The sequence below is a fragment of the Pseudomonas sp. LB1P83 genome (assembly GCF_054897885.1).
Map to the genome: position 1 here is coordinate 1,821,596 of NZ_CM142709.1, position 26,412 is coordinate 1,848,007.

Consider the following 26,412-nt stretch of genomic DNA (forward strand, 5'->3'; position numbering starts at 1 on the left):
GCGCTGATGCAGCTCAACCTGACAAAGTTGTAATCTGGCTGTCAGGTTGCGGGCAGTGGCGACAGTTTAGAGTTTTCCACAGGCTGAACCTTATCTTGTTGGAGTACGACTATGTTTTTGCGCAAACCTCTGGTGCTGGCCGCGTGTTTGATGGCTCTGAGCTCGCCGGTGTGGGCTTCGCCGGCGCATACCTACGATTTCGGTCAACCGGCCCCCGCGGCCAAGGCGACTCGCAGTGTCGAGGTGGTGATGGGTGACATGTCGTTCACGCCCAAGGCGATCGATATCAAAGCCGGTGAGACGGTTCGTTTGGTGCTGGTGAATAAAGGCCAGTTGTTGCACGAATTCAACCTGGGTGATGCGGCGATGCATGCTAGACATCAGCAGGAAATGTTGAAGATGCAGCAAAACGGCATGCTCACACCTACAGGCATGAAGGAAATGGACCACGGCTCGATGGCCGGCATGGATCACGGGATGATGAAACACGATGACCTGAATAGCGTCCTCGTCGAACCGGGCAAAACCGCCGAGCTGACCTGGACCTTCACCAAGGCCACTAACCTGGAATTTGCCTGCAATGTTCCCGGCCATTACCAGGCGGGCATGGTCGGCAAATTGACTGTCAGTCAGTAAGCACTCTAAGGCGGGCGCAAAGGCTGGTAGAATCCGCTGATTCTTCAGTCAGGTTTCCGCCATGCATCCCGCAGCCGAACACTCGCCGCTGGGCAAATCCAGCGAATACATCGCCACCTATACGCCGTCCTTGCTGTTCCCGATCCCGCGCACCGCGAAATGGGCCGAGTTGGGCCTGACGGCGCAAACCCTGCCTTATAAGGGTGTGGATTTCTGGAACTGCTTCGAGTTGTCGTGGTTGTTGCCGTCGGGCAAGCCGGTGGTGGCGATTGGCGAATTCAGCATCCCGGCGGATTCGCCGAATATCATCGAGTCGAAGTCGTTCAAGCTGTACCTGAACTCGTTGAATCAGACGCCGTTTGCCGATACCGCGACCCTTGAGTCAACGCTGGTGAAAGACCTCTCGGCCGCTGCCGGCAAGCCGGTTGGCGTGCGGATCCGCAGCCTCAAGGATGTTGAAGCCGAAGGCGTCGTGGCGTTGCCGGGTGTGTGCATCGATGACCTGGAGATCAGCGTCAGCAACTACGAGCATCCGCGTCCGGAGCTGCTGCGTTGCGATGATTCGCGCATTGTTGAAGAGAGCGTGCACAGCCATTTGCTCAAATCCAACTGCCCGGTCACCAGCCAGCCGGACTGGGGCAGCGTGGCGGTGGAATACCGTGGCGCGGCGCTGGACCACGCGAGTTTGCTGGAGTACATCGTGAGCTTCCGTCAGCACTCGGACTTCCATGAACAGTGCGTGGAGCGGATTTTCCTCGACTTGCAGCGGTTGCTGAAGCCGGAGAAGTTGACGGTCTATGCACGGTATGTGCGGCGCGGTGGGTTGGACATCAACCCGTATCGCAGTACTGAAACCGTTCAACTGCCGAACCACCGCCTGGTTCGTCAATAAAGTAACCCTGTGGGAGCGACGGTGCGACGATTCGACCTGCTCGCGATGGCGATGGCTCATCCAACATAGATGTCGCCTGACACTCAGACATCGCGAGCAGGCTCACTCCTACAGGGGGATTGCATTGCAAATCCCGGATATGAAAAAGCCCCGCTAGCGATAGCAGGGCTTTTTTGCATCTGGTGGGTTCAGATCCCCATGTTGCCGAGGGCTTGCACGATGTTGCGCAAGGTGCCGGCAATGGTGGGGTGTTCGACTTCGAAGCGTTCGACGGCCAGGTTGACGCCATCGGCGAGGCTGGAGTCCTGGGTTTTGGTTTCAAGTTCAAGCTCAAGTTCGATCTGTTGCATCAGCGCGTGCAGGTCTTCGCGCTCGGCTTCCGTCAGCGGCGGATTCTGTTCCAATTGCTCGCGCAGAGTATTGAGTTGTTGTTGCAGTTCGCGGGCAGGCATGGCGTTCTTCCTTTTATCGATAGGCACTGGCATAGACCGCAGCAGCGTGCCAAAGGTCTATGGCTTGCCTTTAGATTAATCCACTCCTGCGTTGCCTGCATGATCTCGATCAGGGCTTTTCGCCTTTGAGCCGACGCAGGCTGATGTCCGCCAGGCAGGTGTCGAGTTCGCCGAGGTGATCGATCACCGAATGCACACCCAGACTGAACAACTGCACGGTCGCTTTACCGCGCAAATGCTCGCGTTCCTTTTGGCTCAAGACTTGCCATTCGCTGGGCGCCAACCCGCAGAGCGAGCCGCAGGACGCCAGGCCGATCGTCCACAGCCCGGCATTCAACCCCGATTGCAGCAATCGCGGTTCGCCGCTGACCAGCACGCAACCATCGAGTTGTTCGACATTCAATGCCATCAAGGCTTGCCAGCAAGCGTTCGGGGCCGGCCATGGATTGATTGTTGCGGGGTGTTGCGAAGGTTTGATCCACGCGGGCAGGGCTCTGGCCAGGGAATGGCTGAGTGCGGGTGGTAGCTCGTCAAGCCAGGCGCAAGGAATCTGCTGGCGCTGCAAGCTGTTCAGACTGTCCAGCGCGCCAAGCGTAACCTCGGCGTGCTCGGCCGTGAGAGTGTTGTGTTGGCGCATCCGGGCACCGAAATCCACCAGGCAACCGCTGAGCCCGAACAATACGGCGGTCAGGCTGGGTGCAGCGAGGGGCAAGGCTTCGGCGTGCGGCATATAACGTCCCTGAAATAGCGACAAGGCTATGCGCCGCCGGTGACAGTTGAGTGACACTGATGTGAAGCGCTCTCAATCAGGACGAATCATCCGTAGGCCATCGCGTGCGAGGCTGCCCTAAATCGGCTTTTCCGTCTTATACTAGCCAGCTTAACGCTTGGGCCAAGCGCCCTCGCCAGTACAATCCAAGGAGTTATCTATGCGCTGGAGCAATCGTCTAGCTCAGCTTTGTGTGTGTGCCAGCGTGTTGCTGGTTCCGTTCGCAGCCCAGGCTGCCACGGAAGACGACCCTTGGGAAAGCGTCAACCGTCCTATCTTCCAGTTCAACGACTTCGTCGACACTTACGCCCTGAAGCCAATCGCTCAAGGCTATGAATTCGTGACGCCGCAGTTCCTCGAAGACGGCATTCACAACATGTTCCGCAACGTCGGTGATGTCACCAACCTTGCCAACAACGTCTTGCAGGTCAAACCGGCTGCCGCGGGCGTAGACACCGCGCGTCTGATCTTCAACACCACCTTCGGCCTGCTGGGCTTCTTCGATGTCGGCACCCAAATGGGCCTGAATCGTAGCGACGAAGACTTCGGCCAGACGCTCGGTTACTGGGGCGTGGGCAGCGGCCCATACGTAATGCTGCCGCTGTTGGGCCCCAGCACCTTGCGTGATGCGCCTTCCAAGTATGTCGACGGCTACACCGGCCCGTACCGCTACATAAACGACGTGCCGGTGCGTAACTCGGTCTTCGGCCTGAATATCGTCGACACCCGCGCCAGCTTGCTGTCGAGCGAGAAGCTGATCAGCGGCGACAAGTACACGTTCATCCGCAATGCGTACTTGCAAAACCGCGAGTTCAAAGTCAAAGACGGCCAGGTCGAAGACGATTTTTGATTTCGACCGGTAAAATGAAGAAGGCGGCCAATCGGCCGCCTTCTTTCGTTTGGCTGCGGGTTTATTTCATCTTCAAGATTGTAAGCCCGAGTTTCTGACTGCCACCGTCCTGTTCTTTCACCCAGACCACTTCGGTGTCGGCCTCAAGCCCTTTGAGCGCTGTGTGATCGGAATCGATGCGCACGCTGACCCGGTCACCGACCTTGAACAGGCGGGGTGCTTCAACCTGAATGCCACTGCTGGAAAGGTCGATGCAGACGGCTGGCACCTCATCGCCTTCGTGAATCAGCGACACATCGGCATCAACCCGCATGCGGATGAAATCGCGCTTTTCGCTGTAGTCCCGATCGGTTTGACTCATGGGCTTCATCCTTCCATTGGGTTACGGTTTTGCCTGTTCTTATAACTCCCGGTGATTTGACAAGTAAAGACGTCAAGCGACCATCGGCGTGAGCTTGAAACGCCCCGCGGATGGGAGTACCGTCTGCGCCTTAGAAGGGCACCTCTGGTGTACCTGTGTGTAGGGCAAACGCTCGAAAACGGTGCATTAGAGAGGCTAGAAAGCGAATCCAGTAGTGTGAGCCGGGACAAAACCCCTGCCTGCTACGCCAACCTAATTCTGGCGCCGTTTGCCCACATGCCAAAAACCAGTGCCACGCTGCTGATAATCGATGATGACGAAGTAGTGCGCGCGAGCCTCGCGGCCTACTTGGAAGACAGTGGTTTCAGTGTCCTGCAGGCCAGCAATGGCCAGCAGGGACTTCAGGTATTCGAGCAAGACAAGCCCGACTTGGTCATCTGCGATCTGCGCATGCCGCAGATGGGCGGACTCGAACTCATTCGCCAGGTCACCGAGCTTTCGCCGCAAATTCCGGTGATCGTGGTTTCGGGAGCCGGCGTGATGAACGACGCGGTCGAGGCCTTGCGCCTGGGCGCGGCGGACTACCTGATCAAGCCTCTCGAAGATCTGGCTGTGCTCGAGCACTCTGTGCGCCGGGCCCTGGATCGCGCGCGCCTGCTGCTGGAAAACCAGCGCTACCGCGAGAAGCTGGAAAAGGCCAACCGAGAGCTCGCCGCCAGCCTGAACCTGCTCCAGGAAGACCAGAACGCCGGTCGCCAGGTGCAGATGAACATGCTGCCGGTCAGCCCCTGGACCATCGACGAGTTCCAGTTCGCGCACCAGATCATCCCGTCGCTGTACCTGTCGGGTGATTTCGTTGACTACTTTCGGGTCGACGAGCGCCGGGTAGCCTTCTACCTGGCGGACGTTTCCGGTCATGGCGCCTCTTCAGCCTTTGTTACCGTGCTGCTGAAGTTCATGACCACGCGCTTGCTGTTCGAATCCAAGCGCAGCGGCACATTGCCAGAATTCAAGCCTTCAGAGGTCCTTGGTCATATCAACCGGGGCCTGATCAGTTGTAAGCTGGGTAAACACGTCACAATGGTCGGTGGAGTCATCGACGAGGAGACAGGTTTGTTGACCTATAGCATCGGTGGTCATTTGCCGTTGCCTGTGTTGTACACGCCAGACAGTGTTCGTTATCTGGAAGGGCGTGGTTTGCCGGTGGGCCTCTTCAATGAAGCCACCTATGAAGACCACGTGCTGGAGCTGCCGCCGACGTTCAGCCTGACGCTGATGTCCGATGGCATTCTGGACCTTTTGCCAGAACCTACACTCAAAGAAAAAGAAGCGGCTTTGCCCCAGCGGGTCAAGGCAGCGGGCGGCAGCCTGGATGGTCTGCGGCAGGTTTTTGGATTGGCCACGCTAGGGGAGATGCCGGATGATATCGCCCTGTTGGTGTTGAGCAGGAATCTTTAATGAGTACCGGTAGAATCCAGTTCGCCGAGCAGGATGGCACCTTCGTCCTGAAGTTCGTCGGTGAAGTTCGCCTGACCCTGTGTTCGGCGTTGGATGCGACTATTGAGCGGATCTTCACCGCGTTGAACTTCAACGCGATCGTGATCGACCTGACCGAAACCCGCAGCATCGACAGCACCACCCTTGGCCTGCTGGCCAAACTGTCGATCCTGTCGCGGCAAAAGGTCGGCCTGCTTCCGACCGTCGTCACCACCCACGAAGACATCACCCGTCTGTTGCAGTCCATGGGGTTCGAGCAAGTGTTCAACATCGTTGACCGCCCGATCCCGTGCCCTGAATGCCTGACCGACCTGCCAGACCAGGATCAGTCCGAAGAAGTCGTGCGGATCAAGGTGCTCGAAGCACACAAAATCCTCATGGGCCTGAACGACTCGAATCGTGAAGCCTTCCATGATTTGGTGAATGCTTTAGAGCGGCATTGATTCCCTGATATGGATGGGGCCAGAGCAAACACCCAAAATTCAAAGTATAAAAAAGGGCGAACCTGTAAGGGTTCGCCCTTTTTGCATTGCGCTGAACTAGATCACAGCTTGGCTTGCAGCAGTGCTTCGAGTTTTTCCTGGTCGCGAGCGAACTGACGAATCCCCTCGGCCAGTTTCTCGGTCGCCATCGCATCCTCGTTGGACAACCAGCGGAACTGCGCTTCATTCAGGCTCAAGCGCGCCTCACCCGCATGACCCGGGGCCAACTTGCGCTCCAGCTTGCCAGTGTCCGCCGCCAGCTTCTCCAGCAGGTCCGGGCTGACGGTCAGGCGATCACACCCGGCCAACTGCTCGATCTGATTCAGGTTACGGAAGCTCGCGCCCATGACCACGGTCTTGTAGTCATTGGCCTTGTAGTAGTTGTAGATACGCGTGACCGACTGCACGCCCGGATCATCCGCGCCGGTGTAGTCGTTGCCGTTGGCTTTCTTGTACCAGTCATAGATGCGACCTACGAACGGCGAAATAAGGAACACACCGGCATCAGCGCAGGCCGCAGCCTGAGCAAACGAAAACAGCAGCGTCAGGTTGGTCTGAATGCCTTCTTTTTCAAGCTTCTCGGCGGCGCGGATGCCCTCCCAGGTGGAGGCAATCTTGATCAGCACGCGGTCGCGGCCAATGCCGGCCTTGTCGTACAACTCGATCAGACGGTGCGCACGCTTCAATACGGCGTCAGTGTCGAACGAAAGGCGGGCATCCACTTCAGTGGAAATACGGCCCGGTACAACCTTCAGAATCTCTTGGCCTACCGCTACGCCAAAACGGTCGCTGGCCAGGCCCACATCGCCCTTGCAGTCGTGAACGCAGGCGTTCAGCAGCTCGGCATAACCGGGAATGGCCGCCGCTTTCAGCAGCAGGGAAGGGTTGGTGGTAGCGTCGACGGGTTTTACACGAGCGATAGCTTCGAAGTCGCCGGTGTCGGCAACGACGGTGGTCATTTGTTTGAGTTGTTCCAGCTTGGAAGTCATGGGCGTGCTCTGTCCTATGGGTCTAATGACATTACCCGAGCGCTGACAGCCACTCAAGGGCGCATGTACGTATCGATGGCCCCGTTGGCAACAACCGGAGAACGGATGTTTGAAAGGCGGGGCGCGGGTATCGATAGATACGATGCCAAATCGGGGCGCAGGTTCAAAGCAACTGATCGTTGACGCCTCACTGGCAACTGCGGCGCCAGCGCTGCCATGTCTACATTCGGGTGCCTGTGGCTGTTAGAAATGGTCAAGTTCAGCCGTTATAAGATGTCAAATAGTGCATCTCGGATGGCGTGTAATGTGGCACCGATAAATGTAGGTATTGGATGGGGAAATGACTTCACAAGGGGAGCGGGTGTCTGGAATTGTGGAGGCCTTCGATGACTTTATCCTCGGTTATGTCTTGAAGAAATTGACCGAAGTGTTTGAAGAACTGATGGCTGCTTCAAAGAGGAACCACCCGGACAATATGAGTGGGCTGGTGGAGATGGGAAGGGTGAAAGCCGCAAAGAAAATTCCCGACTGGCTGAAACGAGTGAAATGCAGCATGCCCAGTCAAGTCACTCGCGTATTGATGGATCAAATGAACAACTCCCAGAAGTCCGGACATGACCTGCGCTTTGAAGCGCAAGCCGTATTGTTCGAGGTCCTGGTGGAAGAGTCGTTGGCAATGGACACCGCGAGTTATGCCGAGTGGATGAATAAAAGCCCCTGTTAGGGGGGGCGCTACTTCAGTAACGTTTTGACGGCCGTTTGCGCAGGTTTTGATTTTCCATCAGATGACATTAATCCGAAACTTCGCTCACGATCGTTGCTGCCTGAATCGCTGTTTTTCCATTCATAAAGTGACGTCAGCGGTATATTCAGTTTTTTCACATCCGAGATGAATCTTGTAATGCGTGATGCTTGTCCGGCGGTGCCCCCGATGGAACTGAGCGATGGCACTCCCCATTCGGTAATGACCCCCGGTACATGGAAGTTATCGAGGATAAACGCTTGAGCACTGCTGATCTCGGTGCCCGACATGCCATAGGGATGGTAGGAGACCGCACTGAGGCATTGTGGATAGTCCTTAATGATTTTAGTCAGTGCAACGGTCGCCTTGGAGTCTTTGGTTGGTGCCTTTGCGAACCCAAACCCGATTAGTGGGGTTGAATGATCCCGCTGTTGTAATGCGTTGCACACGGCGCTCATGAAAGGCACAAACGTTACTTCAAAGTCCTGAGTTGGCCAGTATTTTGGCAAGTCAGGTTCATTCCAGATTTCAATGGCGACCAGTTGCGTGCTGAAGGCTTTTTCCAGGCCGATGACCGAGTTCGCGAAGGACTCTCCCGCGGCGGCGAGATCGCCGCCGCTGGTTTGCGTTTTGTGGGTTAACGCCTTGGTTGAGCGAACGGTCATCAATACCGGCAGGTCGGCGGATTTGGCAGCAGCGAAGGCTTCATTGATCTGGTGTTGATACGCCGGGGTGCCCAGGCTGTTCGTCCATACGCCAAAGCGTACGAATCCGAACCCTGAGGCTTTGATCTGATGGGCGTCGGCGGCTGAGAAATTTTGAATCTTCACCTGAACGCCTATTGTCTTGTTGTCTTGCGCCAGCGCTGAAAAAGCCTGGCTGGCGTAAGCGGGGCTGAGTGCGCCAAGTATAAACAGCGTTGAAGTGGCAATCAGTCGAAAACGCATATCGGTATTTCCTGTTGAGTCAGTATGTCGTCCTGGCATGGGCCAGGGTCAAAATAGCATTAGCCAGTTAGTACAGCGATATCATTAATCCTCTATGTCATTCCCTTCATTGTTAATTTTTGTCGGATAAATAACTTCCAGATCGCGAGTGTTATTTATGGTCCGGTTTTCTGGTTGGGCGTTTTTTATGTGTCGTGGTATTTAATACACTTGTGTTTGCATGCTGGATCCATCTCTGAATGCGGGACGATCTAATCGGTTCACTCGACTCCTCGCTATACGTTGGCCGATTCGACACTACACGGGAAGAGTAGCCTTGTTCAGAAAAATTCTTGTGGTTTGCGTCGGCAATATTTGCCGAAGTCCTACCGCTGAACTGTTGCTTCGCCATGCGCTGCAACCTTCAGGTATCTCAGTGACCTCCGCGGGATTGAACGCGCGGGTGGGTGAGTCTATGGAGCCCGACGCACTTCTGGTTCTTGAAGAACAGGGTCACGAAGCGCCAGCGTTTAAATCGCGTCAGATTACCCCCGACATCGTTAATGAATCAGACCTCATTCTGGTCATGGAAAAAGAGCATGTACAGGGCGTACTAAAGATTGCATCGCACGCCAGGGGCAAAGTGTTTCTTCTGGGCAAATGGCAGAGTGAACGCGAAATAAAGGACCCGTATCGTCAAGGAAAAGCTGCTTTTGTCCATGCCCATGCATTGATTGAAGATGCCGTTTGCTCATGGGCGCAGCGCCTCAGACGTTGATGGATGATTTTCAGATTAGTAATAATGGTAAAAGAATAGACCTTATGCAGTTACCGTCAGTAGTCAGCACCCGGGATAAAGAGAGAGACGAGATTGATCTGCTCGGTTTATTAGGCACATTGATTGATCATAAATGGTTGATCGGTGCCATCACCGGGGCGTTCATGGTGACCGGTGCCGCGTATTCGATCTTATCGCCGCCAGTGTATCTGGCGAACGCTCTGGTACAGGTCGAACCGAAAAAGAACGACATGCTGGGTTTCTCGGATATCAGCAGCATGCTCGGTGGGCAATCACCGGCGGCTACCGAGATCGGCATTATCAAGTCCCGCGCGGTCATCGGTAAAACAGTCGATGATCTGCGCCTTGATATCGTGGTAACGCCCACTACCTTTCCGGTTGTCGGCGGCTTTCTTGCGCGGCGATATAAAAGTACCCCCACAGAAAATGTTTCACCGCCGCGTTTCGGCATGAACAGTTATGCATGGGGCGGCGAACGCCTTGATATTGAACAGCTCAACCTGCCCAATGAGTTGTTGGGCAAGAAATTGATGCTGGTTGCCGAAGAGCGGAATCGATTCAAGCTCTACGATGACAATGGCGGTTTGTTGGCCGCCGGCGCCACAGGCGAAGCCATCGTGCAGGACGGTGTCGAGGTGCTCGTCGCGAGCATGGCCGCGAATCCAGGCACCCAATTTGAAGTCGTACGCAATCCTCGCATTGTCACCATTCAGAATTACCAGGACGCCCTCGAGGTTTCCGAGCAGGGTAAAGAGTCGGGCATTATAAGTCTGGCCCTGGCCAGCACCGACTACGCCCTGGCGGTGAAGATTCTCAACAAGGTCTCAAGACTGTATGTGCAGCAGAATGTGCAACGCACTTCTGCCGAGGCCGCCCAGAGCCTGGAGTTCCTGCAAGCACAACTCCCGCAAGTCAAAGACGATCTGGTCAAAGCCAGTAACGCGCTGAACAGCTATCAAACCCGCGGAAACACGGTAAATATCTCGCTTGAAACCAAGTCTGTCCTGGAACAGATGGTGGTGCTGGATACGCGCATCTCGGACCTGAAACTCCAGCAAGCGGACATGGATCGAAAGTTCACCCGAGAGCACCCGGCCTACCGCGCCTTGATGGCTCAGATGGGGGATTTGAATAAACAGCGACAGGGGTTGGAAAAAAAGGTCCAGGGGCTTCCGGCTACACAACAGGAACTGTTGAACCTGACCCGTGATGTGGAAGTGGCGACACAGATCTACACCCAACTGCTGAACAAATCCCAGGAACTGGACATCGTCAGGGCCGGGGCGGTCGGCAATGCGCGGTTGATTGACACGGCGGATGTCGATACCACATCCCCGGTCAAACCCCGCAAAGCGCTGATCATACTGATTGCGACTTTTCTGGGCGGGTTTGTCGGTGTTGCCTTGGTGTTAGTGCGTAAATCGCTGAGCAGAGGACTCGAGGGGCCAGAAGCCATCGAACAACTTGGACTGCCCGTCTACGCCTCCATTCCTTACAGCGCCCTGCAACAGGAAGAGGACAGTAAAAAAGTCCGCTTGGGCGATAGTGCCAGCCACCAGGCGTTTCTATTAGCGCTGCGTAACCCTACTGACCTGTCCATCGAATCGATACGCAGCCTGCGAACCTGTCTGCATTTTGCGGGGCTGGATGCGACCAATAACCGGATCATGATTTCCGGTCCGAGCCCCCAGGTCGGCAAGACGTTTGTCTCCTCTAACCTGGCCGCGGTCATTGCTCAAAGCGGGCAGAGAGTCGTACTGATCGATGGCGATATGCGCAAAGGTCATCTGCACAAGACGTTGGCTACTCCGATCAGTAACGGCTTGTCCGATCTGTTGACCAAGCGCTGCAGCATTGAGCAAGCGATCAATACACTCGAAGTCGATAACTTGCATTTCATCAGTCGTGGACAGGTACCGCCTAACCCGTCAGAGCTGTTGATGCATGCCAACTTCAGAGAACTCCTGGCAGAACTGAGTGAACGCTACGACGTGGTGATCATCGACACGCCACCTCTTCTGGCCGTAACAGATGCTGCAATCGTTGGGCGTGAAGCCGCGATTAATCTGATCGTGACTCGCTTCGGTGTAAATCCTGCCAAAGAGATCGAATTGACTATTCGTCGGTTTGCGCAAAACGGTATCGAACTTAAAGGCGCGATTTTTAACGGCGTCGAGAAACGAGCGTCCAGCTATTACGGTAATGGCAGTTATGGCTATTACAACTATGAGTACGCCTCTGACAAGTCGTGATGTGAGTTCTATCTGCCAAGTCATTGGATTGAGAGTCGGTTGACGATCGTTGACCACTCTTCGGTCTCGTTTGCCTGCGAATACGTTCATGGAGTTGGGTGAATTGTGAAAAAAATACTACACGTGGCGGAAACGATTAAAGGTGGCGTCGCAACGGTCATCCGGACGATATCGACCCCGCCTGAGGGCGACGTCCAGCAGTATGAACTGGTCTATTTGATCCCGTTCGACCAAAAAAAAGAACTGCATGGCATTGATGAAAAGGACATCAGGACTTTCTCCAGAAACAAGAGAGATGTTGTCTCCCTTCTGCGGTTTGCCTGGCAACTTGTCCGTGTGATCTTCAAGGAAAAACCTGATGTCGTGCACTTGCACAGTACATTTTCCGGAGTTATTGGCCGATGTGTTTGCCTGGTTATGCGTCCTTGGCGGTCACCCAAAATTATCTACTGCCCGCATGCGTTTTCGTTCTTGATGGAAAGTTCTCCCGCCAAACAGAAAGTGTATTCGTTGATTGAGCGGGTTTTGCAAAAAGTGACGGATGTCATTGTCTGTGTCAGCCAGTATGAGCTGGATAAAGCGGCTTCGTTTGGCATTGATCGCCACCGTATGAGACTGATCTACAACGGTATTCATTATAAAAACGACGAGAGCCTGTCCAGTCAGCGTACGGATATTCAGCTTTTGTTTGTGGGCCGACTGGACTACCAGAAAGGTTTTGATGTTTTGCTCAAGGCGTTCACTGACGTCGAGCGCACCGACTTGAAACTGACGGTTGTCGGCAGTGCGGTCAATGAGGAACCGGTCGAGCGCCCCGTCATTAACGGCGTTGAATACCTGCCTTGGGTAACCCCGGCCGAAGTGAATGCCCTCTATAAAACGGCAGACGCCCTGATTGTCCCGAGTCGCTGGGAAGGTTTTGCCATGGTTCCTCTTGAGGGAATGGCCATGGGCGTGCCCGTTATTGCCAGTGACTGTACATCCCTGCCTGAACTGGTGACGCACGACATCACGGGCTACATATTTTCGACGGGCGATCACCAAGCGCTCGCCAATATCCTGGTGAATATCAAGAAACAAAAGTTGCTGGAACTCGGTACTGAAAGCCGCAAACGGGTGCGCGAGCGGTTCAGCGCAACGCTGATGATCCAGCAGACCTATGACGTGTATTCCGCTCAAACTTATTAAGTAGATATCAAGATATGAACGTAACTATTTTGCATGGCTACAGTGCGTCAAATTCGGGTGATGGCCTTCTCGTGGATTTGGCAATTGCCTTGGTGCTGCGAAACTTTGGTGCTGACACGTTAATCAACGTCGTTGCGTCAGACCCCCAATCATTTAGTTATCTTCCCTATCAGCGGTATGACGCGCCGGTCATGGCGGCGAAAGGACTGGGGCGCGTGAAAGAAGCGGTGTTCCTTAAACAGTCTTACGCGCCACTCGTCGACCTCTTGAGCACCAGTGATCTGATCGTCGGGGTGGGCGGCGGGTACATGCGCTCAAAAAGCGCCTTTGAACACATCAAGTTGAAACTGGGTCACGCCAAACAGCTCGAAACGGCGATTTTGAGCAAGGTGCCGTCGGTTTACCTGCCGCAAAGTATCGGCCCGTTCCACGGTGAGAGCAGCGCGATCGTTGAACACTACGCCAGTGCCGATGCGGTGTTTGTCCGGGATAACAGGTCGTCGGCCATTTTCGAATCCAATGCCAATGTCTATCGAGCGCCAGACCTGGCGGTCCAGGCGTTGGCGAAGAAGATATTGGTGCAACCCAAGTTCACCCGCTGTGCGGCATCGCCGGCTGTGGTCTGCGTGGTTCTACGCAAGCCACCGGAATGGAGCAAAGAGAAGAAAGTCGCCTACGTTGCCAACCTGAAGCTTCTGTTGAAGCGACTAAGGGCCAAGAGCAAAGTGGTCTGCGCGGTCCAAAGCGCCGTCCGTGGCAACGATGACGGGGCGTTCTATCGGGAACTCGGTATCACCGAGGACCTCTTGCCCTTGAAGGCAACCCTGTCCAAGTATCAGCCCGACCTGGTCATTTCCGTACGGTTGCACGGAGCCATTGAGTCTCTCCTCGCAGGCGTGCCGGCGTTCCATATCAGCTATGAACGCAAAGGCTTTGGCGCCTATCAGGATATGGGCGTGGAAGACTGGGTGATCAACGGTGGAGATATCAATGTCGACACCATCATCGACACCGTTTACGCCCCGAATGCGTTGTCCAGGTTCGGTAAAAAACTGACGGACACCTGCAAGGAAATCGAAGCCAAAACGGAGCTGATGGACAATATCATCAAAGGGATTGTTCGATGATATTTCGGCTGTTGCTACGGGGAGGTGCATTAGGTGCGAAGTTTCTGCTGGTGTTGGCCATCACTCATTACTTGGGTTATGACGCATTGGGTTTTTACGGCGTAGTGGTGGCCGCCTCCTTGATAGCCTCGAAGTTTTACAGCGTCGGGTTCAGCTCTGAAATCAATCGGCTGATCAGCGTGGGGGGCAGTACGAAGCTTGTCGTTGATAGAGTACTTGTTCTGTACCTGGCCGTTGGCTTGGTGTTATCGGTGGTCACGGTTGCCCTCTACTCACTGTTCAGCGATGTTGAGGCAAGTGCCGCGTTGATCGCGTGCGTCACGCTTTTGCTGCTCACCGAGCACCTTTCCTTCGAAATAAACTCGTTTGTCTTTTCCGCACAAAAAGCCAACTGGGGCGCATTGTTGTTCTTTATCAAAACCGGCCTCTGGGCGCTCCTTGCCGTTGGCGGACTGATGGCGGGCGTGGTGTCCACCATCGCCAGTGTTCTTTGGTTATGGGCAGTGACCAACCTTCTGGTGATCGTGGCCGGTTACTTCATTGTGGTTAACGTTCACAAGGGGCGGGAAGTCAGTGCCGTCACCACGGTTTCTGTCTGGAGAGCAGGGCTGCCCTTTTATCTGGGAGGCGGGCTGATCGCATTAAGTCAGTACGCTGAACGTTTTCTTATTCTGGACATGGAACCGTATGCCAGCCTCGGCAAGTACGTGTATTCCTGGTCTGCCGCCAACACGTTGCAAGCGCTGTCCTACGCCGTCGTTGCCGTGGTGGGCATTCCCGTGCTCGCCAAGCGCTATAAAGATAACCAGCAAGCGCTGACGGTCCGGCAGCTATTCGTGAATCAATGGGTGCTGCGTTCTCTCATAGTTTCCTGCGCGGTGGCTGTGCTGATTTATGTCTTCTTTAACGTCCTGCTTGATTATGTGGCCGCGACTGTCCCGCGCCCCGATAACCGGATTCTAGCGATCCTGATTTTCTCTTTTGCCCTGCGCGCCGTCGGCGACATCGTATGGGGCGGTCTTATTGCCTCCAAGAACAGTCGGGTTTCATTAGCCAGTGCGGCAATTTGTCTGGTGATTTCATTGCCTGTCAGCTACTTGCTCATCAAGCACTATTCAATTTATGGCGCGGCGTGGGGCAATGTCTTTTCGATTACGGTGCAGTTGGTCGTCATTGCTTTGTTGACCAGGTTCGCCCGGGCGAAGGGGAGCTTGTAATGGCAATCTCTCTACCGTCCATAGAGTTTCGCGGGAGAAAACTCGACTCGCCCATTTCATTCCTGATTCTGCTGTGTGGGCTTTTTCTGTCTATCGCGATGCCGCTGCTGATGCACCGCGACCCTGGTCCTGATGCAATGACCTTGTGGTCGTCTTACGTTCGTTCCGACAACTGCAATTTCTGGAATCCGTTTTCACCAGACCGGTCATCTTACGAGTGCTCGGCCTACTTGTTGCGCCCCACCGGTATCAACCTGACCAATGCGTGGGCCTACGGGATGCTGTGCAACCTGTTTCTGACGTCTATCCCGGTCTTCATCTTCAAAAGAATACCGATAACGTTGTTTCTGACCTTGTGCCTGTGGGGTGTGGTCAGGTCGTTTTTTCTGGATAACCTGACCAAGGAAATCATTGTTTCTGTGGCGGTGATCGCCATTCTGTTTTTCTCCTTTTCGAAACGATACCGAGCGGGCTTTTTTCTGTCTGCGCTGTTTTACGGCGTGCTGATTCGGCCCTACTGGATTTTGTTCTCGCTGGTCTGGGTCGGTGTGTGCGTGATGAAGAAGCACGTATCGCGTTTCAGTTTTTTCGTGATGTTGTTCATGTTCTATCTGGTGATCGCCACGGCCATTCAGTTGCTGGTCGGCTATTCGGTCTCATCCATCCGAGCCAGTAACAACGAACAGCGCACCTTGGGTGAAGAGGGGTCAAAGTCATTGATCGTGTCGTGGTTTAGCGGCGGTGACTTTGTCTCGCAAGCCGTGGACTCGATGAGCATATTCTTCAGGCTGTCTTTTCCGGTGGAGCTGATACTTCTCTCCGGTCTGGGGCAGATCATCTTCGTCGTTCTGATGATGATGACCTCGTTGTTGATGTTCAAAATGATGACGTCGAGTCACTACAAGGGCGCAATCATCGCGCCGAAAGTCAAAGAGCTGATTGCGATCCCACTGTCCTTTTTATTGGTGCAGGGTTTGTTCGAGCCCGACTTCGGCTCGTTTGCCCGACATTTCTCCATGGTGGTTCCGGTGCTGTTTCTGGGGCTGGGGTTGCAGTTGCGCTCAAGAAAACCTGAGCCGGTTGAATCAAGCGTCTTGCGCTGAGGTTTGTGGTCTATGCAAAGCAAGAAAAAATCGTTGGAAATCGAAACGCTCAGAGGCTTGGCGTGTCTGCTGCTGGTGCTCTATCACGTGATAGGGCCCTTGGGCGGTGGACTGAAAATAGACCTGGGATCACCGTTTCGGGTTTTGGCGGATTCGATGGTGTACGTCAGGATGCCGTTGTTCACCTTTATATCGGGCTATATCTATTCGATTTACAAAATCAGAGGCAATGACTTCTCCGCTTACTGCGTTGGCAAGGTGAGAAGGTTGATCGTGCCTCTGTTTTTTGTCGGTATCCCGTTTTCGGTGCTGCAGGTTGTGGGGCCGGGTGTGAACAAGGACCTCGGTTTAATCGATGCCTTGTTGTCGTTTTACGTGCCGGTGAACCATTTCTGGTTTTTGCAGGCGGTTTTCATCATCTTCATGTTTGTCGGTTTTCTGCAGTGGCGCGGTCTGTTGCAGACGGCGACGCGGCTGTACCTGCTGTTTTTGTTTTCGGCGGTGGTGTTCTTGCTGCCGGCCTTTCCCGTCGATGCGTTTGGCATCAATGGTGCCGTCTATTTGCTGCCGTTCTTCGTGACAGGGATGATTTGCCACGAAAATGTCAGTGCTTTAAAGCGATCGCTGAGAGTGATCGGGCCGGTCGTGTTCGTCTTGATATCGGTTGCGCTGCTTTACATTGCCGCCGTGGATCGCGAACTCATTGTCGATCGCCGAAGTCTTGTCGGTTTGCTCGTTGGCTGTACGTCCTGTGTCGCGCTACTGTCGAGTGACATGCGCTCGAAAGCACTGATCTGGCTCGGCGGATACTCTTACGCCATTTTCCTCTTTCACGTGCTGTTTGCCGCCAGTTCACGGTTCGCCTTGGGTCGGTTGGGTGTTATAGACGAAAGCATCCTGGTCGTGGGCGGTGTGCTGTGCGGATTGTTGGGGCCCGTGCTGTTATCGAATGTTTTCAGCCGTTTTGCCATTACTTCTGTTCTGTTTTTGGGCGAACGTGCAAGTAACAAAAAGACTCCAGAGACAGGGTTTAAGGTGTCTCAAACCTGAGCGCCGATTCAGCCTACTGGCTGATAGATAGAAGGATGAGCCAATGGACTATGTCGAAGATGTGCGACCCGTTCCGGCTCCGGTGAGCGAAGTAAGAAGTTCGCGCGATCGGCTTGCCGGGATGTCCAAGGGTAAAGCGGGGGAGGTGCTGGCCATCTCGGTGATTGGCGACAGCTACAGCGCCGGGCAGGACTTTTATCTCAATGAACTCACTCAGCACCTGGCGAAAGATTTTGGTTTCGCCGGGCCTGGCTATGTCGGGTTCAATCACGGTGCCGCGCTTGGCGGTACGAATTTCAAATACACCCGCAGCAACAAAAAGTACTTCGGTGGGGATTGGGATGTTTCCAGCCTTGGCCAGGCGAGTCCGGACAGCCGCACCGTTACCGGGCAAGTGGGCGCTTATCTTGAGCTGGATTCCACCGAAACGGCTGCCATCAATACGTCCATTGCCCACGCCAAATTGCTCTACCTGGGCGATGGAAAAACCAGTGAGATGCGCTATCGGTGGACACCCTCAGACACTTGGCATCCTTTGACCATGGCCGGTGGAGGGGTTCAGGAAATACAACTAAGTGCCCCCGCCAATGATGAATGGGCGTTAAGGCTTGAAGTGGTGAAAGGCTCGCCGACGTTGTTCGGGTTGTGGCTGGCCAATAATCAGGGCGGTGTCAGGGTCTCCAAACTCGCCGCTTCCGGCGCAGCCTCCGGTGACTTTTATAAAAGCGACCGCCCATGGCAAACCCAATGGAAGGGCGTCGTTTCGAAGATACCGGCGGACGTTTACCTGATCATGTTAGGCGGTAATGATCAGGGATTTGGCGTTAAGCCCAAGGACTATCTGGAGAACATGAAAGGCCTGGTGCGGATGATTCGCGACGTTCATCCGGCGGCGAGTATCAACGTGATCCTGCGTCAGGACACTACGCGCGCAAGTGCCTATCCGATGACGGAGTACGCTCAGGTGCTTGAACCTTGGGCACGTTCGGAAAACATCGCGTATGCGAGTTTGCAGTGTACGTTCGGTCCCGACTTCAAACGCTACGCCAATGACGGGCCGACACCCATGATCGGCCCGGACAAAATACACCCCATCCCGGGTTCGGGCGGTCGGCTTATCGCGGATTACTTGTATCGCCTGATGGTCGGTGGTGTCAGTGAAGTACCGGGTAAATGCGGTTCCGCTTTGAAGTAATCATTCACCGTTCAAAGTGTTCCAGATGGCTCAGTAACTCTGCGGTTTTCAGAGGCATCAAGTCAGGATCACATCGGGTTTCAACATTGATGACGATGGCCGGGTCGCTATAGCGGACGCGAACCCGGAATCGCCAATCGTTGAAAATCACTTTAAGCCCGTCGCGTTCATCGATATCCAGGGCCTGGTGGACGTACAGGCTGTTCAAGTGGGTCAAGAGCGCAAAGGGGTCCCTGACCGGGCGATAGATATCGCCCGAAGAGGGGAACACCCCGATACGCTCAACCAACAAGGTTGTGCCAAACCAGGCAGCAGAGCTGGAAGATAACGACGGATTTTTTGACAGCCAGGCCATCACCCCGAAGTTGCTCGCTTTCTGTTCGATGTCTACCGAGCGTTTTGCAATGGTCATAGTGGCCTGCCTGGGTGAATGAGTCGGGTTAAAGACCGTTGAGATACAGTTGCTCATAACAAAAGTTGGTGGCGTCGATATAGCCTTCCGCACCACCGCAATCAAAGCGCAGGCCTTCGAACTTGTAGGCCAGTACGCAGCCATTTTGCGCCTGCTTCATCAGCGCGTCGGTGATCTGGATTTCGCCGCCCTTGCCCGGTTGGGTGTCAGCGATCAGATCAAAAATATCGGGGGTCAGAATGTAGCGGCCAATGATTGCCAGGTTGGACGGTGCGTCCTCGGGGGCCGGTTTCTCGACCATGCTGTTGACCCGATAGATCCCTTCGGAAATCAACTCGCCGGCGATCACGCCGTATTTGTGTGTCTGATCACGGGGGACTTCTTGAATGGCCACGATCGAGCAGCGGAATTTTTTGTAGAGCTTGATCATCTGCGCCAACACGCCGTCGCCTTGCAGGTTCAGGCACAAGTCATCCGCCAGCACCACGGCAAAAGGTTCGTCGCCGATCAAGGGACGACCGCTGAGAATCGCGTGGCCCAGGCCTTTCATTTCGACCTGGCGGGTGTAGGCGAACGTGCAGGTTTCAATCAGCTCTCGCGTGCCGGCCAGAAACTTTTCCTTCTCGGTGCCGCGAATCTGGTGTTCCAGTTCATAGCTGATATCGAAATGGTCTTCCAGTGCACGTTTGCCCCGACCGGTCACAATCGCCATGTGTTGCAAACCGGCGTCCCGGGCCTCTTCAACGGCGTACTGGATTAAAGGCTTGTTGACGATCGGCAGCATTTCCTTCGGCATGGCTTTTGTTGCAGGCAAGAAGCGCGTGCCATAACCAGCGGCGGGGAACAAGCATTTACGAATCATAGATATATCCTGGAAAGTCATTGTCCACAGCCACACAAAAAGAGTGTGGTTGTGGGTTTTGATGTATTACTGAGGTTGTACTTTAATACCTTAGACAAGATTTGATGGCAATTAATAGCATGTGCAGAGTGGGGTAAATGTTATTAGTTGTCGGGTCTGACGGTGTTTGGTTAATTTTAGTCGGCGTCTATCAATAGTGTTGTTTGTTCTGAAGTGCTAATAAGTTATTGGCTTCAATTCGTGATGTTCGCATTTAAACATTTCACGCCATTGAACACCTCAATACCCCACTATGGACCGCTTTATGAAGATTCTGGTAACGGGTGGAACCGGTTATATCGGTTCTCACACCACACTTGCGCTGCTTGAGGCGGGCTTCGACGTCGTTGTTCTGGACAACCTTTGCAACAGCTCTGACGCGTCCCTGCACGCGATTGAATCCATCTGCGGTAAATCAGCATTAATGATTCACGGGGATGTGTGCGACCGTGCACTGCTGGACCGGATTTTTCAGGCGCATTCCATCGACGCTGTCCTGCATTTTGCCGGGCTCAAAGCCGTAGGCGAGAGCGTGCGCAAGCCGCTTGAGTATTACGAAACCAACGTGTGCGGGAGCATTACCCTGTGCCAGGCGATGTCCGCGGCCGGGGTGTTCCGGTTGGTGTTCAGTTCATCGGCCACGGTGTACGGCGCGCCTGAGCAGATGCCGATTCGTGAAGATTTTCCTACAGGCACACCCACCAATCCTTACGGGCAATCCAAGCTGATCATCGAAAACGTGCTGCATGATCTGTGTGCGGCAGAGCCGAGATGGAGTATCGCGCTGTTGCGTTATTTCAACCCGATCGGCGCTCACGCCAGTGGGCATCTGGGGGAAGATCCCAGCGGAATACCCAACAACCTGGTGCCTTACATCAGCCAGGTTGCCGTCGGCAGTTTGCAGGAACTGTCAATATTTGGTGACGATTACCCCACCGTCGATGGCACCGGCGTGCGCGACTACATCCACGTGGTGGATCTGGCGGACGGGCATCTCAAGGCGTTGCAGTCGATCTCGACGCGTACCGGAATCAATATCTGGAACCTGGGCACGGGCGACGGTTACAGCGTTCTGGAGGTGCTGCGGGCATTCGAGCAGGCTTCGGGGCGGCCAGTGCCTTATCGCGTGATGCCGCGACGTTCCGGCGATGTCGCCGAGTGTTGGGCCGATCCCTCCAAAGCGGCGAAGGAGCTGGGCTGGAAGGCCACGCGGAATTTGCAGGAGATGATGGCGGACACCTGGCGTTGGCAATCGAACCATCCCAAAGGCTACCTCGAGTAAGGCTTGAAGGTGTGCCTTCAGCAGCCGGTTTTTCTGCTGAACTGTTATATCAGGCTGCGATGTTAATTATGGTCGGGAAAATTGACTGGAAACACATCCCGCAAGTCCGTAGATATAAAGAACACGCAGGAAGGAGTTTGATATGAAAAAGATGATGCTAATTGCCGCGCTGTCCACGGTGAGCAGTTGGGCGCTCGCTGTAGAAGCACCGCTCTCGCTGGATACTAAAGTGCTGGGTGATGTAACGGCGGCACAAGCTGCACTGGCCAGCACCGCGCTGGTTTCAGGTGTCGTGGCTGTCTCCAGCAGCGGTGGAAGTTCCAATGGCGGAACCACAGGAAGTACCGGTACTACTGGCACTACCGGGACCACCGGCACAAACTGAGAAATACCGCAGGTGTCACACAAGATTGCCCGGCTAACAACTGGGCAATCTTGTTTTGTGTTTGCCCTTGAATAGCGTAGTGCCATTATGATTCGTAGTGTTCCTTTTTTAATGCTGGCAAGTATTGCTTTGCAAGGTTGTATGTTTTCGCCGGGTCAACATATGAGCACCAGCGATATCACTCGCGAAGGCGCCAACGAAAACAGTCGGGTTGAGCTTATTCCGATTACTCCCAAGCTCATCGCCATGGACAGGGCCACTCAGATACATGAGTCACTGCCCCGGGAATTGTTGACCACACCGGACGAGTACCGCATTGGTAACAACGATGTCTTGTACATCACGGTATGGGATCACCCCGAGCTGACCGCACCTTCAGGCGCGCAACAGCAGATCGATGCCAACGGCCGACTTGTGCGTTCCGATGGCACGCTCTACTACCCCTACATCAAAGAAGTCCAGGCTGCCGGAAAGACCATCCAGCAACTGCGATCCGATATCGCCGAGAAGTTGTCGACCTTCATCTCGGACCCGCAAGTCGATGTCGCGGTATTGCGCTTTGCCAGTCAGAAAGTGGTGGTGTCGGGCGCTGTATTGAAAGCAGGCCCGCAAGCAATTTCCACCAACCCGCTGAATGTGGTTGAAGCTTTGGGTTCTGCCGGTGTTGACCCTTTGAATGCTGACTTGTCCGGGTTGCTGTTGACGCGAAACGGGCGGGTTTATCCACTGAACCTCGATGCGCTCAATCAACAGAATGCCGAGTTGCAGAAGGTCTACCTCAGAGGCGGCGATCAGTTGTACTTGCCATACAACGACAACAAAAAGATTTACGTGATGGGCGAGGTCAACCAGCCGCGCGCGTTGACGTTCAAGACCCGCACCATGAATCTTTCCGACGTCATTGGTTCGGTAGGGGGGTTGAACCAGACCACCTCGAACGGCAATGCCGTGTACGTCATCCGGGGTGTGGAAAACCTCGATGTCGAACCCGCCAAAATCTATCAGCTGCAAGCCGAGTCGCCTTCGGCCATGGCGCTCGCCACTCACTTCGATGTTCGTCCCCAGGACATTGTTTACGTAGGCCCTGCCAACGTCACCCGCTGGAACCGCTTCATCAGTCAATTGGTGCCATCGGCCTCGATTCTCGGCATGGGCGCAGCGGCACAAAACAACTTAAGTGAAGCCAACAGCAGATAAGGTCTGGTCCCACTGTGAGAACGTTGAAAGTTAGCGTCTGCTTGATGGCGGCCTTGCTGTTGTGTGGATGTAATCCTCTGATGAGGGCCACATTGGCGAACTTCAAAGCCGTGGCCACCGGGCCCGACGACCTGGAATTGACCCCGGCGCAAGTGGCCGAAGTTCAGTATCCCCAACTCAAGTTGACCACCCCTTCCGGCGAAGGGGTGTTGGCGATGGTGCGTGAGCGAGGCGACTTGCAGTACTGGGTCGCGTCCGGCAAGCAGGTGCTGTTGCTGCGCGACGGCCTGGCGGTTCGCACTGTCGGACTGGGCTTCGAGGGTGACCTGGACGGGACGCGCATCGAAGCGCAATCGCCGTTCAAGCAAGGCCTTCACCGGTTGCCCGATGGCTACACCAGCCAGCGCTTCATCGATCTCTATCGGGGTTACGAAGTGGGCGTTGCCGTGAGCAGTCGCTTCACCCGAAAGCCTATTGAAACCATCAGGATCCTGAACAAGGAATACGCTGTGTTGCGTGTCGATGAGCAGATAGAGGCACCGGCGATTGGCCTGCGCGCGACCAATCATTATTGGGTCGATCCGGATAACGGTTTCATCCTCCAGAGTGAGCAGCAACTGACTGGGCAGCTGCGGGTGAAAATCGTGCAGTTGACCTCTGAACGCAGGGCTGTCCGTTGAAGTTTCCCAAGGCGTTATGGACGTGCCTGTTGTTGATTTCCAGCGGCGTGAGCGCGGCGGTCACCGTCAGCGGCGATGTGCGCAATCCGGGACAGGTTGAACTGCAACCCGGGGGGCGCGTGCTGGACGTGATGCGTGAGACGCAACCCAACCCTGAAGGCTACTGGCTGGCGGCGGCCTGGCTGCGACAACCCTTGCTCGAACAGCAGACTCGGCTAAAAACCGGGGTCTTGTTCGATTTGAAGGTGCTGCAACGCACCGCATTGCTCTTCGATCGTCCCAGCCGGGCGGCACTGGCGTTGCGGTTGTACGAGCAATTCAGCCGCTTGCCGGTCACCGGGCGCCAAGTGGCCGTGCTCGATCCGGTCGCGGTAGAGGTCGGGTTCGCCCGCAACTTCCGCCTCGATGACGGCGACAGCCTGATCTACCCGATGCGTTCCGATGTGGTTGAAGTGCTGGGCGCTGTCGCCGAACCGTGCAGGCTCGCCTATCGCCCGCTGCAGGAGGCCCGTGATTACCTGCAAGGGTGTTCACCGCTGGCCGATGCCGACGCCGATTACCTCTGGATCATTCAGCCCGATGGCGTCACCCGCCGGGTCGGCATTGCGCCGTGGAATCGTGAAAGCGGGCACGTGCCTGCAGCGGGCAGCAAAATTCTGGTCCCTGTCAAAACCGATGATCTTAATCCGCCTATACCTGAACTGAATCAGCAGTTGGCCGAATTTCTTGCCACGCAACTGGCTGAGGTGGTTCCTTGAATTTACGTTTTGCAGCAGTGCTGTTGTTGCCTTGTGGTTTGGCTCACGCAGAGCCGCGATTGACTCAAAGTGATTTCGGCGGTGTAGGTTTGATGCAGACACCGACTGCCCGCATGGCCCCGGCCGGCGAGTTGAGTGTGAATGCCAGTCGAACCGATCCCTACACCCGTTACAGCGTTTCGTTGCAGCCGTTTGAATGGCTGGAAGGCTCGTTTCGCTACACCGCGATCACCAACCGCAGGTATGGCCCCGAGTCGTTGAGTGGCGACCAGAGTTACAAAGACAAGGCCGTGGACCTCAAAGTACGCCTGTGGCAAGAAAGCCACTGGGCGCCTGAACTGGCTCTGGGCTTTCGCGACGTCGGTGGTACCGGCCTGTTTTCCAGCGAATTCCTGGTCGCCAACAAACGCTATGACGACTTTGATTTCAGCGCGGGTATTGCCTGGGGATACATCGGCAATCGAGGCGATTTCGACAACCCGTTGGGTTGGGCGGCTGATCGCTTCAACACCCGGCCCGACGGCGAGGGCACCGGTGACGTCAACACCAATGCCTACTTCCGTGGACGACCTTCACTGTTTGGCGGCGTGACCTACCAGACACCCTGGGAGCCGCTTAGCCTTAAGCTCGAGTACGAAGGCAACGACTACAAAAACGAGCCGAAAGACAACGCCATCAAGCAAGACTCGCCCATCAACCTCGGCGCGGTGTTCAAGCTGACCGACTCGGTGGATCTCAGCGCGGGTTGGGAACGCGGCAATACCGCGATGTTCGGCATCACCCTGCACACCAACTTCGTCAGTCGCAAGACACCGGCCAAGACTTACGACCCGCCAGCGGAGCGTCTACCGGCGCAGGCACCCGCCACGCCACCGGATCAGGTCAACTGGGCCAACGTGTCGCAACGCTTGCAGAAAAATGCGGGTTACAAAGTCGAGCGCATCACTCAGCGCGGCCCCGAGTTATTTGTGTACGGCGAGCAGACGAATTATTTCCATTCGGCAAAAGCCGTCGGCCGCGCCAGCCGGATTCTGGACAACAGCGTTAACGACGATATCGACTGGTTTACCCTGGTGAACAAGCGCTACGACATGCCGCTTGAAGAAACCAGCGTGCCGCGCGAAACCTTTCGCGAGGTGGTCAACAACGAGGAACCGCTGCAAACGTTGCACCGTACCACCGAGGTCAACGGGGCGATGCCGCACACCGAAACCACGCTCTATACCGCGGCGCGCGATCCATTCAACTACGGCATCGGGCTGGGCTATAAACAGAACGTCGGTGGCCCTGATGGCTTGCTCTATCAGTTAAGCGCCGATGCGGACGCCGAGTATCGCTTCACGCGTAATACCTGGTGGAGCGGCCTGCTCAGCGCCAATCTGGTGAACAACTATGACAACTTTACCTACGACGCACCGAGTGGCTTGCCCCGGGTGCGGACGGACCTGCGCAAGTACCTGACGACCTCTGACGTCACCATGCCCACGTTCCAGGTCAGCCACGCCGAGCAATTGGATAAAGACCTGTATGGCATGGTTTACGGCGGCTATCTGGAGTCGATGTTTGCCGGTGTTGGTGGTGAGGTGCTGTTCCGTCCAGCGGGCGAGCGCTGGTCGGTAGGCGCAGATTTGAACTACGTGCGTCAGCGCGAGTTTAATCAGGGCTTTGGCTTGCGTGATTACTCGACCGTAACCGGCCACATCACCGGCTATACCGATTTGCCTTTCGATACCCAGGCAGCCGTCAGTGTCGGCCGTTACCTGGCGCGGGATTGGGGCGCCACAGTCGACCTGTCGCGGGAGTTCCGCAACGGTGTGCGATTCGGTGCCTGGGCCACGCTCACCACCGCGACAAAAGCGGAATACGGCGAAGGCAGTTTCGACAAAGGCATCTACATCTCCATTCCTTTCGACGAACTGATGAGCATGTCGACCCTGCGTCGCGCCAATATCGTCTGGTCGCCGCTGACCCGGGACGGTGGTGCACGGCTCAATCGCAGCTATTGGCTGCACTCGATGACCGATAGCCGTGACAGCGATTTGTTCTACCGCAACTTTGACAAGATCACTGAGTGAAGGCGGGCGATTTACGGGGCGATTAGCGCTGTAGATCGCTATGCGGTCAACCGGTCTTGTAGTGAACCCCTTCCTGCGCAGAGTTCTCTGCGTTATCCCAACACACTTGCAACGGTAAGCCGGGGAGCGGACATCGCTCCCCTGAGGCTGCTGATCGTTCTATTGGTGGTTTCTGATGGGGTCGTGAGTGGCCAC

General features: G+C 55.2%; 27 protein-coding genes. 20 read left to right on the top strand and 7 right to left on the bottom strand.

Annotated features, from left to right (window positions below):
- Nucleotides 1-111: 111 nt before the first annotated feature.
- Together copI and queF are read left to right on the top strand one after the other, a co-directional pair.
- Nucleotides 112-636 (top strand): copper-resistant cuproprotein CopI, encoded by a 525-nt coding sequence (copI, locus tag ACYZTY_RS08280; protein ID WP_461958039.1) that lies wholly within the window; start codon nucleotides 112-114, stop codon nucleotides 634-636.
- 61 nt (nucleotides 637-697) lie between these two features.
- Complete coding sequence (queF, locus tag ACYZTY_RS08285; RefSeq protein WP_461958040.1) at nucleotides 698-1,528, top strand: NADPH-dependent 7-cyano-7-deazaguanine reductase QueF; 831 nt, start codon at nucleotides 698-700, stop codon at nucleotides 1,526-1,528.
- Nucleotides 1,529-1,716: 188 nt separating this feature from the next.
- On the opposite strand, the gene ACYZTY_RS08290 is transcribed toward queF, so the two are convergent.
- Both ACYZTY_RS08290 and ACYZTY_RS08295 read right to left on the bottom strand, forming a co-directional pair.
- Nucleotides 1,717-1,980 (bottom strand): DUF4404 family protein, encoded by a 264-nt coding sequence (locus tag ACYZTY_RS08290; RefSeq protein ID WP_461958041.1) that lies wholly within the window; start codon nucleotides 1,978-1,980, stop codon nucleotides 1,717-1,719.
- A gap of 109 nt (nucleotides 1,981-2,089) precedes the next feature.
- Complete coding sequence (locus ACYZTY_RS08295) at nucleotides 2,090-2,710, bottom strand: HAD family phosphatase (RefSeq protein WP_461958042.1); 621 nt, start codon at nucleotides 2,708-2,710, stop codon at nucleotides 2,090-2,092.
- A gap of 199 nt (nucleotides 2,711-2,909) precedes the next feature.
- Between ACYZTY_RS08295 and ACYZTY_RS08300 the strand changes: the two genes are divergently transcribed.
- Entirely contained in the window at nucleotides 2,910-3,599 is a 690-nt protein-coding gene (locus ACYZTY_RS08300) for an MlaA family lipoprotein (protein ID WP_461958043.1), read from the top strand.
- A gap of 61 nt (nucleotides 3,600-3,660) precedes the next feature.
- Here ACYZTY_RS08300 and ACYZTY_RS08305 read toward each other — a convergent pair whose 3' ends face one another.
- Entirely contained in the window at nucleotides 3,661-3,960 is a 300-nt protein-coding gene (locus ACYZTY_RS08305) for a PilZ domain-containing protein (protein ID WP_461958044.1), read from the bottom strand.
- 276 nt (nucleotides 3,961-4,236) lie between these two features.
- Between ACYZTY_RS08305 and rssB the strand changes: the two genes are divergently transcribed.
- Nucleotides 4,237-5,418, top strand: coding sequence for a two-component system response regulator RssB (gene rssB / locus ACYZTY_RS08310; RefSeq protein WP_461958045.1), 1,182 nt, complete (start codon nucleotides 4,237-4,239; stop codon nucleotides 5,416-5,418).
- Nucleotides 5,418-5,900: an anti-sigma factor antagonist RssC gene (rssC, locus tag ACYZTY_RS08315; RefSeq protein WP_007935262.1), complete on the top strand. Its 483-nt coding sequence runs from the start codon at nucleotides 5,418-5,420 to the stop codon at nucleotides 5,898-5,900. The genes rssB and rssC overlap by 1 nt, the downstream gene beginning before the upstream one ends.
- Before the next feature lie 101 nt (nucleotides 5,901-6,001).
- Here the strand turns inward: rssC and tal are convergent, their stop codons facing one another.
- Nucleotides 6,002-6,928 carry a transaldolase gene (tal, locus tag ACYZTY_RS08320; RefSeq protein ID WP_461958046.1) on the bottom strand — a complete coding sequence of 309 codons (927 nt, stop codon included), beginning with the start codon at nucleotides 6,926-6,928 and terminating at the stop codon, nucleotides 6,002-6,004.
- A 340-nt stretch (nucleotides 6,929-7,268) separates the two neighbouring features.
- Here tal and ACYZTY_RS08325 point away from each other — a divergent pair, with 340 nt between their 5' ends.
- Entirely contained in the window at nucleotides 7,269-7,652 is a 384-nt protein-coding gene (locus ACYZTY_RS08325; RefSeq protein WP_461958047.1) for a hypothetical protein, read from the top strand.
- An 8-nt stretch (nucleotides 7,653-7,660) separates the two neighbouring features.
- On the opposite strand, the gene ACYZTY_RS08330 is transcribed toward ACYZTY_RS08325, so the two are convergent.
- Complete coding sequence (locus tag ACYZTY_RS08330) at nucleotides 7,661-8,617, bottom strand: glycosyl hydrolase family 5 (protein ID WP_461958048.1); 957 nt, start codon at nucleotides 8,615-8,617, stop codon at nucleotides 7,661-7,663.
- Nucleotides 8,618-8,933: 316 nt separating this feature from the next.
- On the opposite strand from ACYZTY_RS08330, the gene ACYZTY_RS08335 reads away from it, so the two are divergent.
- From ACYZTY_RS08335 to ACYZTY_RS08370, 8 genes are all read left to right on the top strand, one after another.
- Nucleotides 8,934-9,374 (top strand): low molecular weight protein-tyrosine-phosphatase, encoded by a 441-nt coding sequence (locus tag ACYZTY_RS08335; RefSeq protein WP_461958049.1) that lies wholly within the window; start codon nucleotides 8,934-8,936, stop codon nucleotides 9,372-9,374.
- A 44-nt stretch (nucleotides 9,375-9,418) separates the two neighbouring features.
- Nucleotides 9,419-11,647 carry a polysaccharide biosynthesis tyrosine autokinase gene (locus ACYZTY_RS08340; protein WP_461959273.1) on the top strand — a complete coding sequence of 743 codons (2,229 nt, stop codon included), beginning with the start codon at nucleotides 9,419-9,421 and terminating at the stop codon, nucleotides 11,645-11,647.
- A gap of 105 nt (nucleotides 11,648-11,752) precedes the next feature.
- Nucleotides 11,753-12,835: a glycosyltransferase gene (locus ACYZTY_RS08345; protein WP_461958050.1), complete on the top strand. Its 1,083-nt coding sequence runs from the start codon at nucleotides 11,753-11,755 to the stop codon at nucleotides 12,833-12,835.
- Between the two features lie 14 nt (nucleotides 12,836-12,849).
- Nucleotides 12,850-13,962, top strand: coding sequence for a polysaccharide pyruvyl transferase family protein (locus ACYZTY_RS08350; protein ID WP_461958051.1), 1,113 nt, complete (start codon nucleotides 12,850-12,852; stop codon nucleotides 13,960-13,962).
- A complete protein-coding gene (locus ACYZTY_RS08355; RefSeq protein ID WP_461958052.1) occupies nucleotides 13,959-15,179 on the top strand; it encodes an MATE family efflux transporter in 1,221 nt (406 codons plus the stop codon). The genes ACYZTY_RS08350 and ACYZTY_RS08355 overlap by 4 nt, the downstream gene beginning before the upstream one ends.
- Nucleotides 15,179-16,282, top strand: a complete 1,104-nt coding sequence (locus ACYZTY_RS08360; protein WP_461959274.1) for a hypothetical protein — start codon at nucleotides 15,179-15,181, stop codon at nucleotides 16,280-16,282. Before ACYZTY_RS08355 ends, ACYZTY_RS08360 begins: the two co-directional genes overlap by 1 nt.
- Nucleotides 16,283-16,294: 12 nt before the next feature.
- Nucleotides 16,295-17,332: an acyltransferase family protein gene (locus ACYZTY_RS08365; RefSeq protein ID WP_461958053.1), complete on the top strand. Its 1,038-nt coding sequence runs from the start codon at nucleotides 16,295-16,297 to the stop codon at nucleotides 17,330-17,332.
- Between the two features lie 43 nt (nucleotides 17,333-17,375).
- Nucleotides 17,376-18,527: an SGNH/GDSL hydrolase family protein gene (locus ACYZTY_RS08370; RefSeq protein WP_461958054.1), complete on the top strand. Its 1,152-nt coding sequence runs from the start codon at nucleotides 17,376-17,378 to the stop codon at nucleotides 18,525-18,527.
- Between the two features lie 4 nt (nucleotides 18,528-18,531).
- On the opposite strand, the gene ACYZTY_RS08375 is transcribed toward ACYZTY_RS08370, so the two are convergent.
- Nucleotides 18,532-18,939, bottom strand: coding sequence for a mannose-1-phosphate guanylyltransferase (locus tag ACYZTY_RS08375; protein WP_461958055.1), 408 nt, complete (start codon nucleotides 18,937-18,939; stop codon nucleotides 18,532-18,534).
- A gap of 28 nt (nucleotides 18,940-18,967) precedes the next feature.
- Nucleotides 18,968-19,801 (bottom strand): UTP--glucose-1-phosphate uridylyltransferase GalU, encoded by an 834-nt coding sequence (galU, locus tag ACYZTY_RS08380; RefSeq protein ID WP_090182155.1) that lies wholly within the window; start codon nucleotides 19,799-19,801, stop codon nucleotides 18,968-18,970.
- Nucleotides 19,802-20,105: 304 nt separating this feature from the next.
- Between galU and galE the strand changes: the two genes are divergently transcribed.
- From galE to ACYZTY_RS08410, 6 genes are all read left to right on the top strand, one after another.
- A complete protein-coding gene (galE, locus tag ACYZTY_RS08385; protein WP_461958056.1) occupies nucleotides 20,106-21,122 on the top strand; it encodes a UDP-glucose 4-epimerase GalE in 1,017 nt (338 codons plus the stop codon).
- Between the two features lie 142 nt (nucleotides 21,123-21,264).
- Nucleotides 21,265-21,507, top strand: a complete 243-nt coding sequence (locus ACYZTY_RS08390; RefSeq protein ID WP_461958057.1) for a hypothetical protein — start codon at nucleotides 21,265-21,267, stop codon at nucleotides 21,505-21,507.
- 87 nt (nucleotides 21,508-21,594) lie between these two features.
- Entirely contained in the window at nucleotides 21,595-22,704 is a 1,110-nt protein-coding gene (locus tag ACYZTY_RS08395) for a polysaccharide biosynthesis/export family protein (protein WP_461958058.1), read from the top strand.
- 14 nt (nucleotides 22,705-22,718) lie between these two features.
- Nucleotides 22,719-23,384 carry a YjbF family lipoprotein gene (locus ACYZTY_RS08400; protein WP_461958059.1) on the top strand — a complete coding sequence of 222 codons (666 nt, stop codon included), beginning with the start codon at nucleotides 22,719-22,721 and terminating at the stop codon, nucleotides 23,382-23,384.
- On the top strand, nucleotides 23,381-24,142 hold the full coding sequence (locus tag ACYZTY_RS08405; RefSeq protein ID WP_461958060.1) for a capsule biosynthesis GfcC family protein: 762 nt from the start codon (nucleotides 23,381-23,383) through the stop codon (nucleotides 24,140-24,142). Before ACYZTY_RS08400 ends, ACYZTY_RS08405 begins: the two co-directional genes overlap by 4 nt.
- The gene (locus tag ACYZTY_RS08410) at nucleotides 24,139-26,217 is read left to right on the top strand and encodes a YjbH domain-containing protein (protein WP_461958061.1); all 2,079 of its coding nucleotides are present in this window, start codon (nucleotides 24,139-24,141) and stop codon (nucleotides 26,215-26,217) included. The genes ACYZTY_RS08405 and ACYZTY_RS08410 overlap by 4 nt, the downstream gene beginning before the upstream one ends.
- The last annotated feature ends 195 nt before the right edge of the window (nucleotides 26,218-26,412 follow it).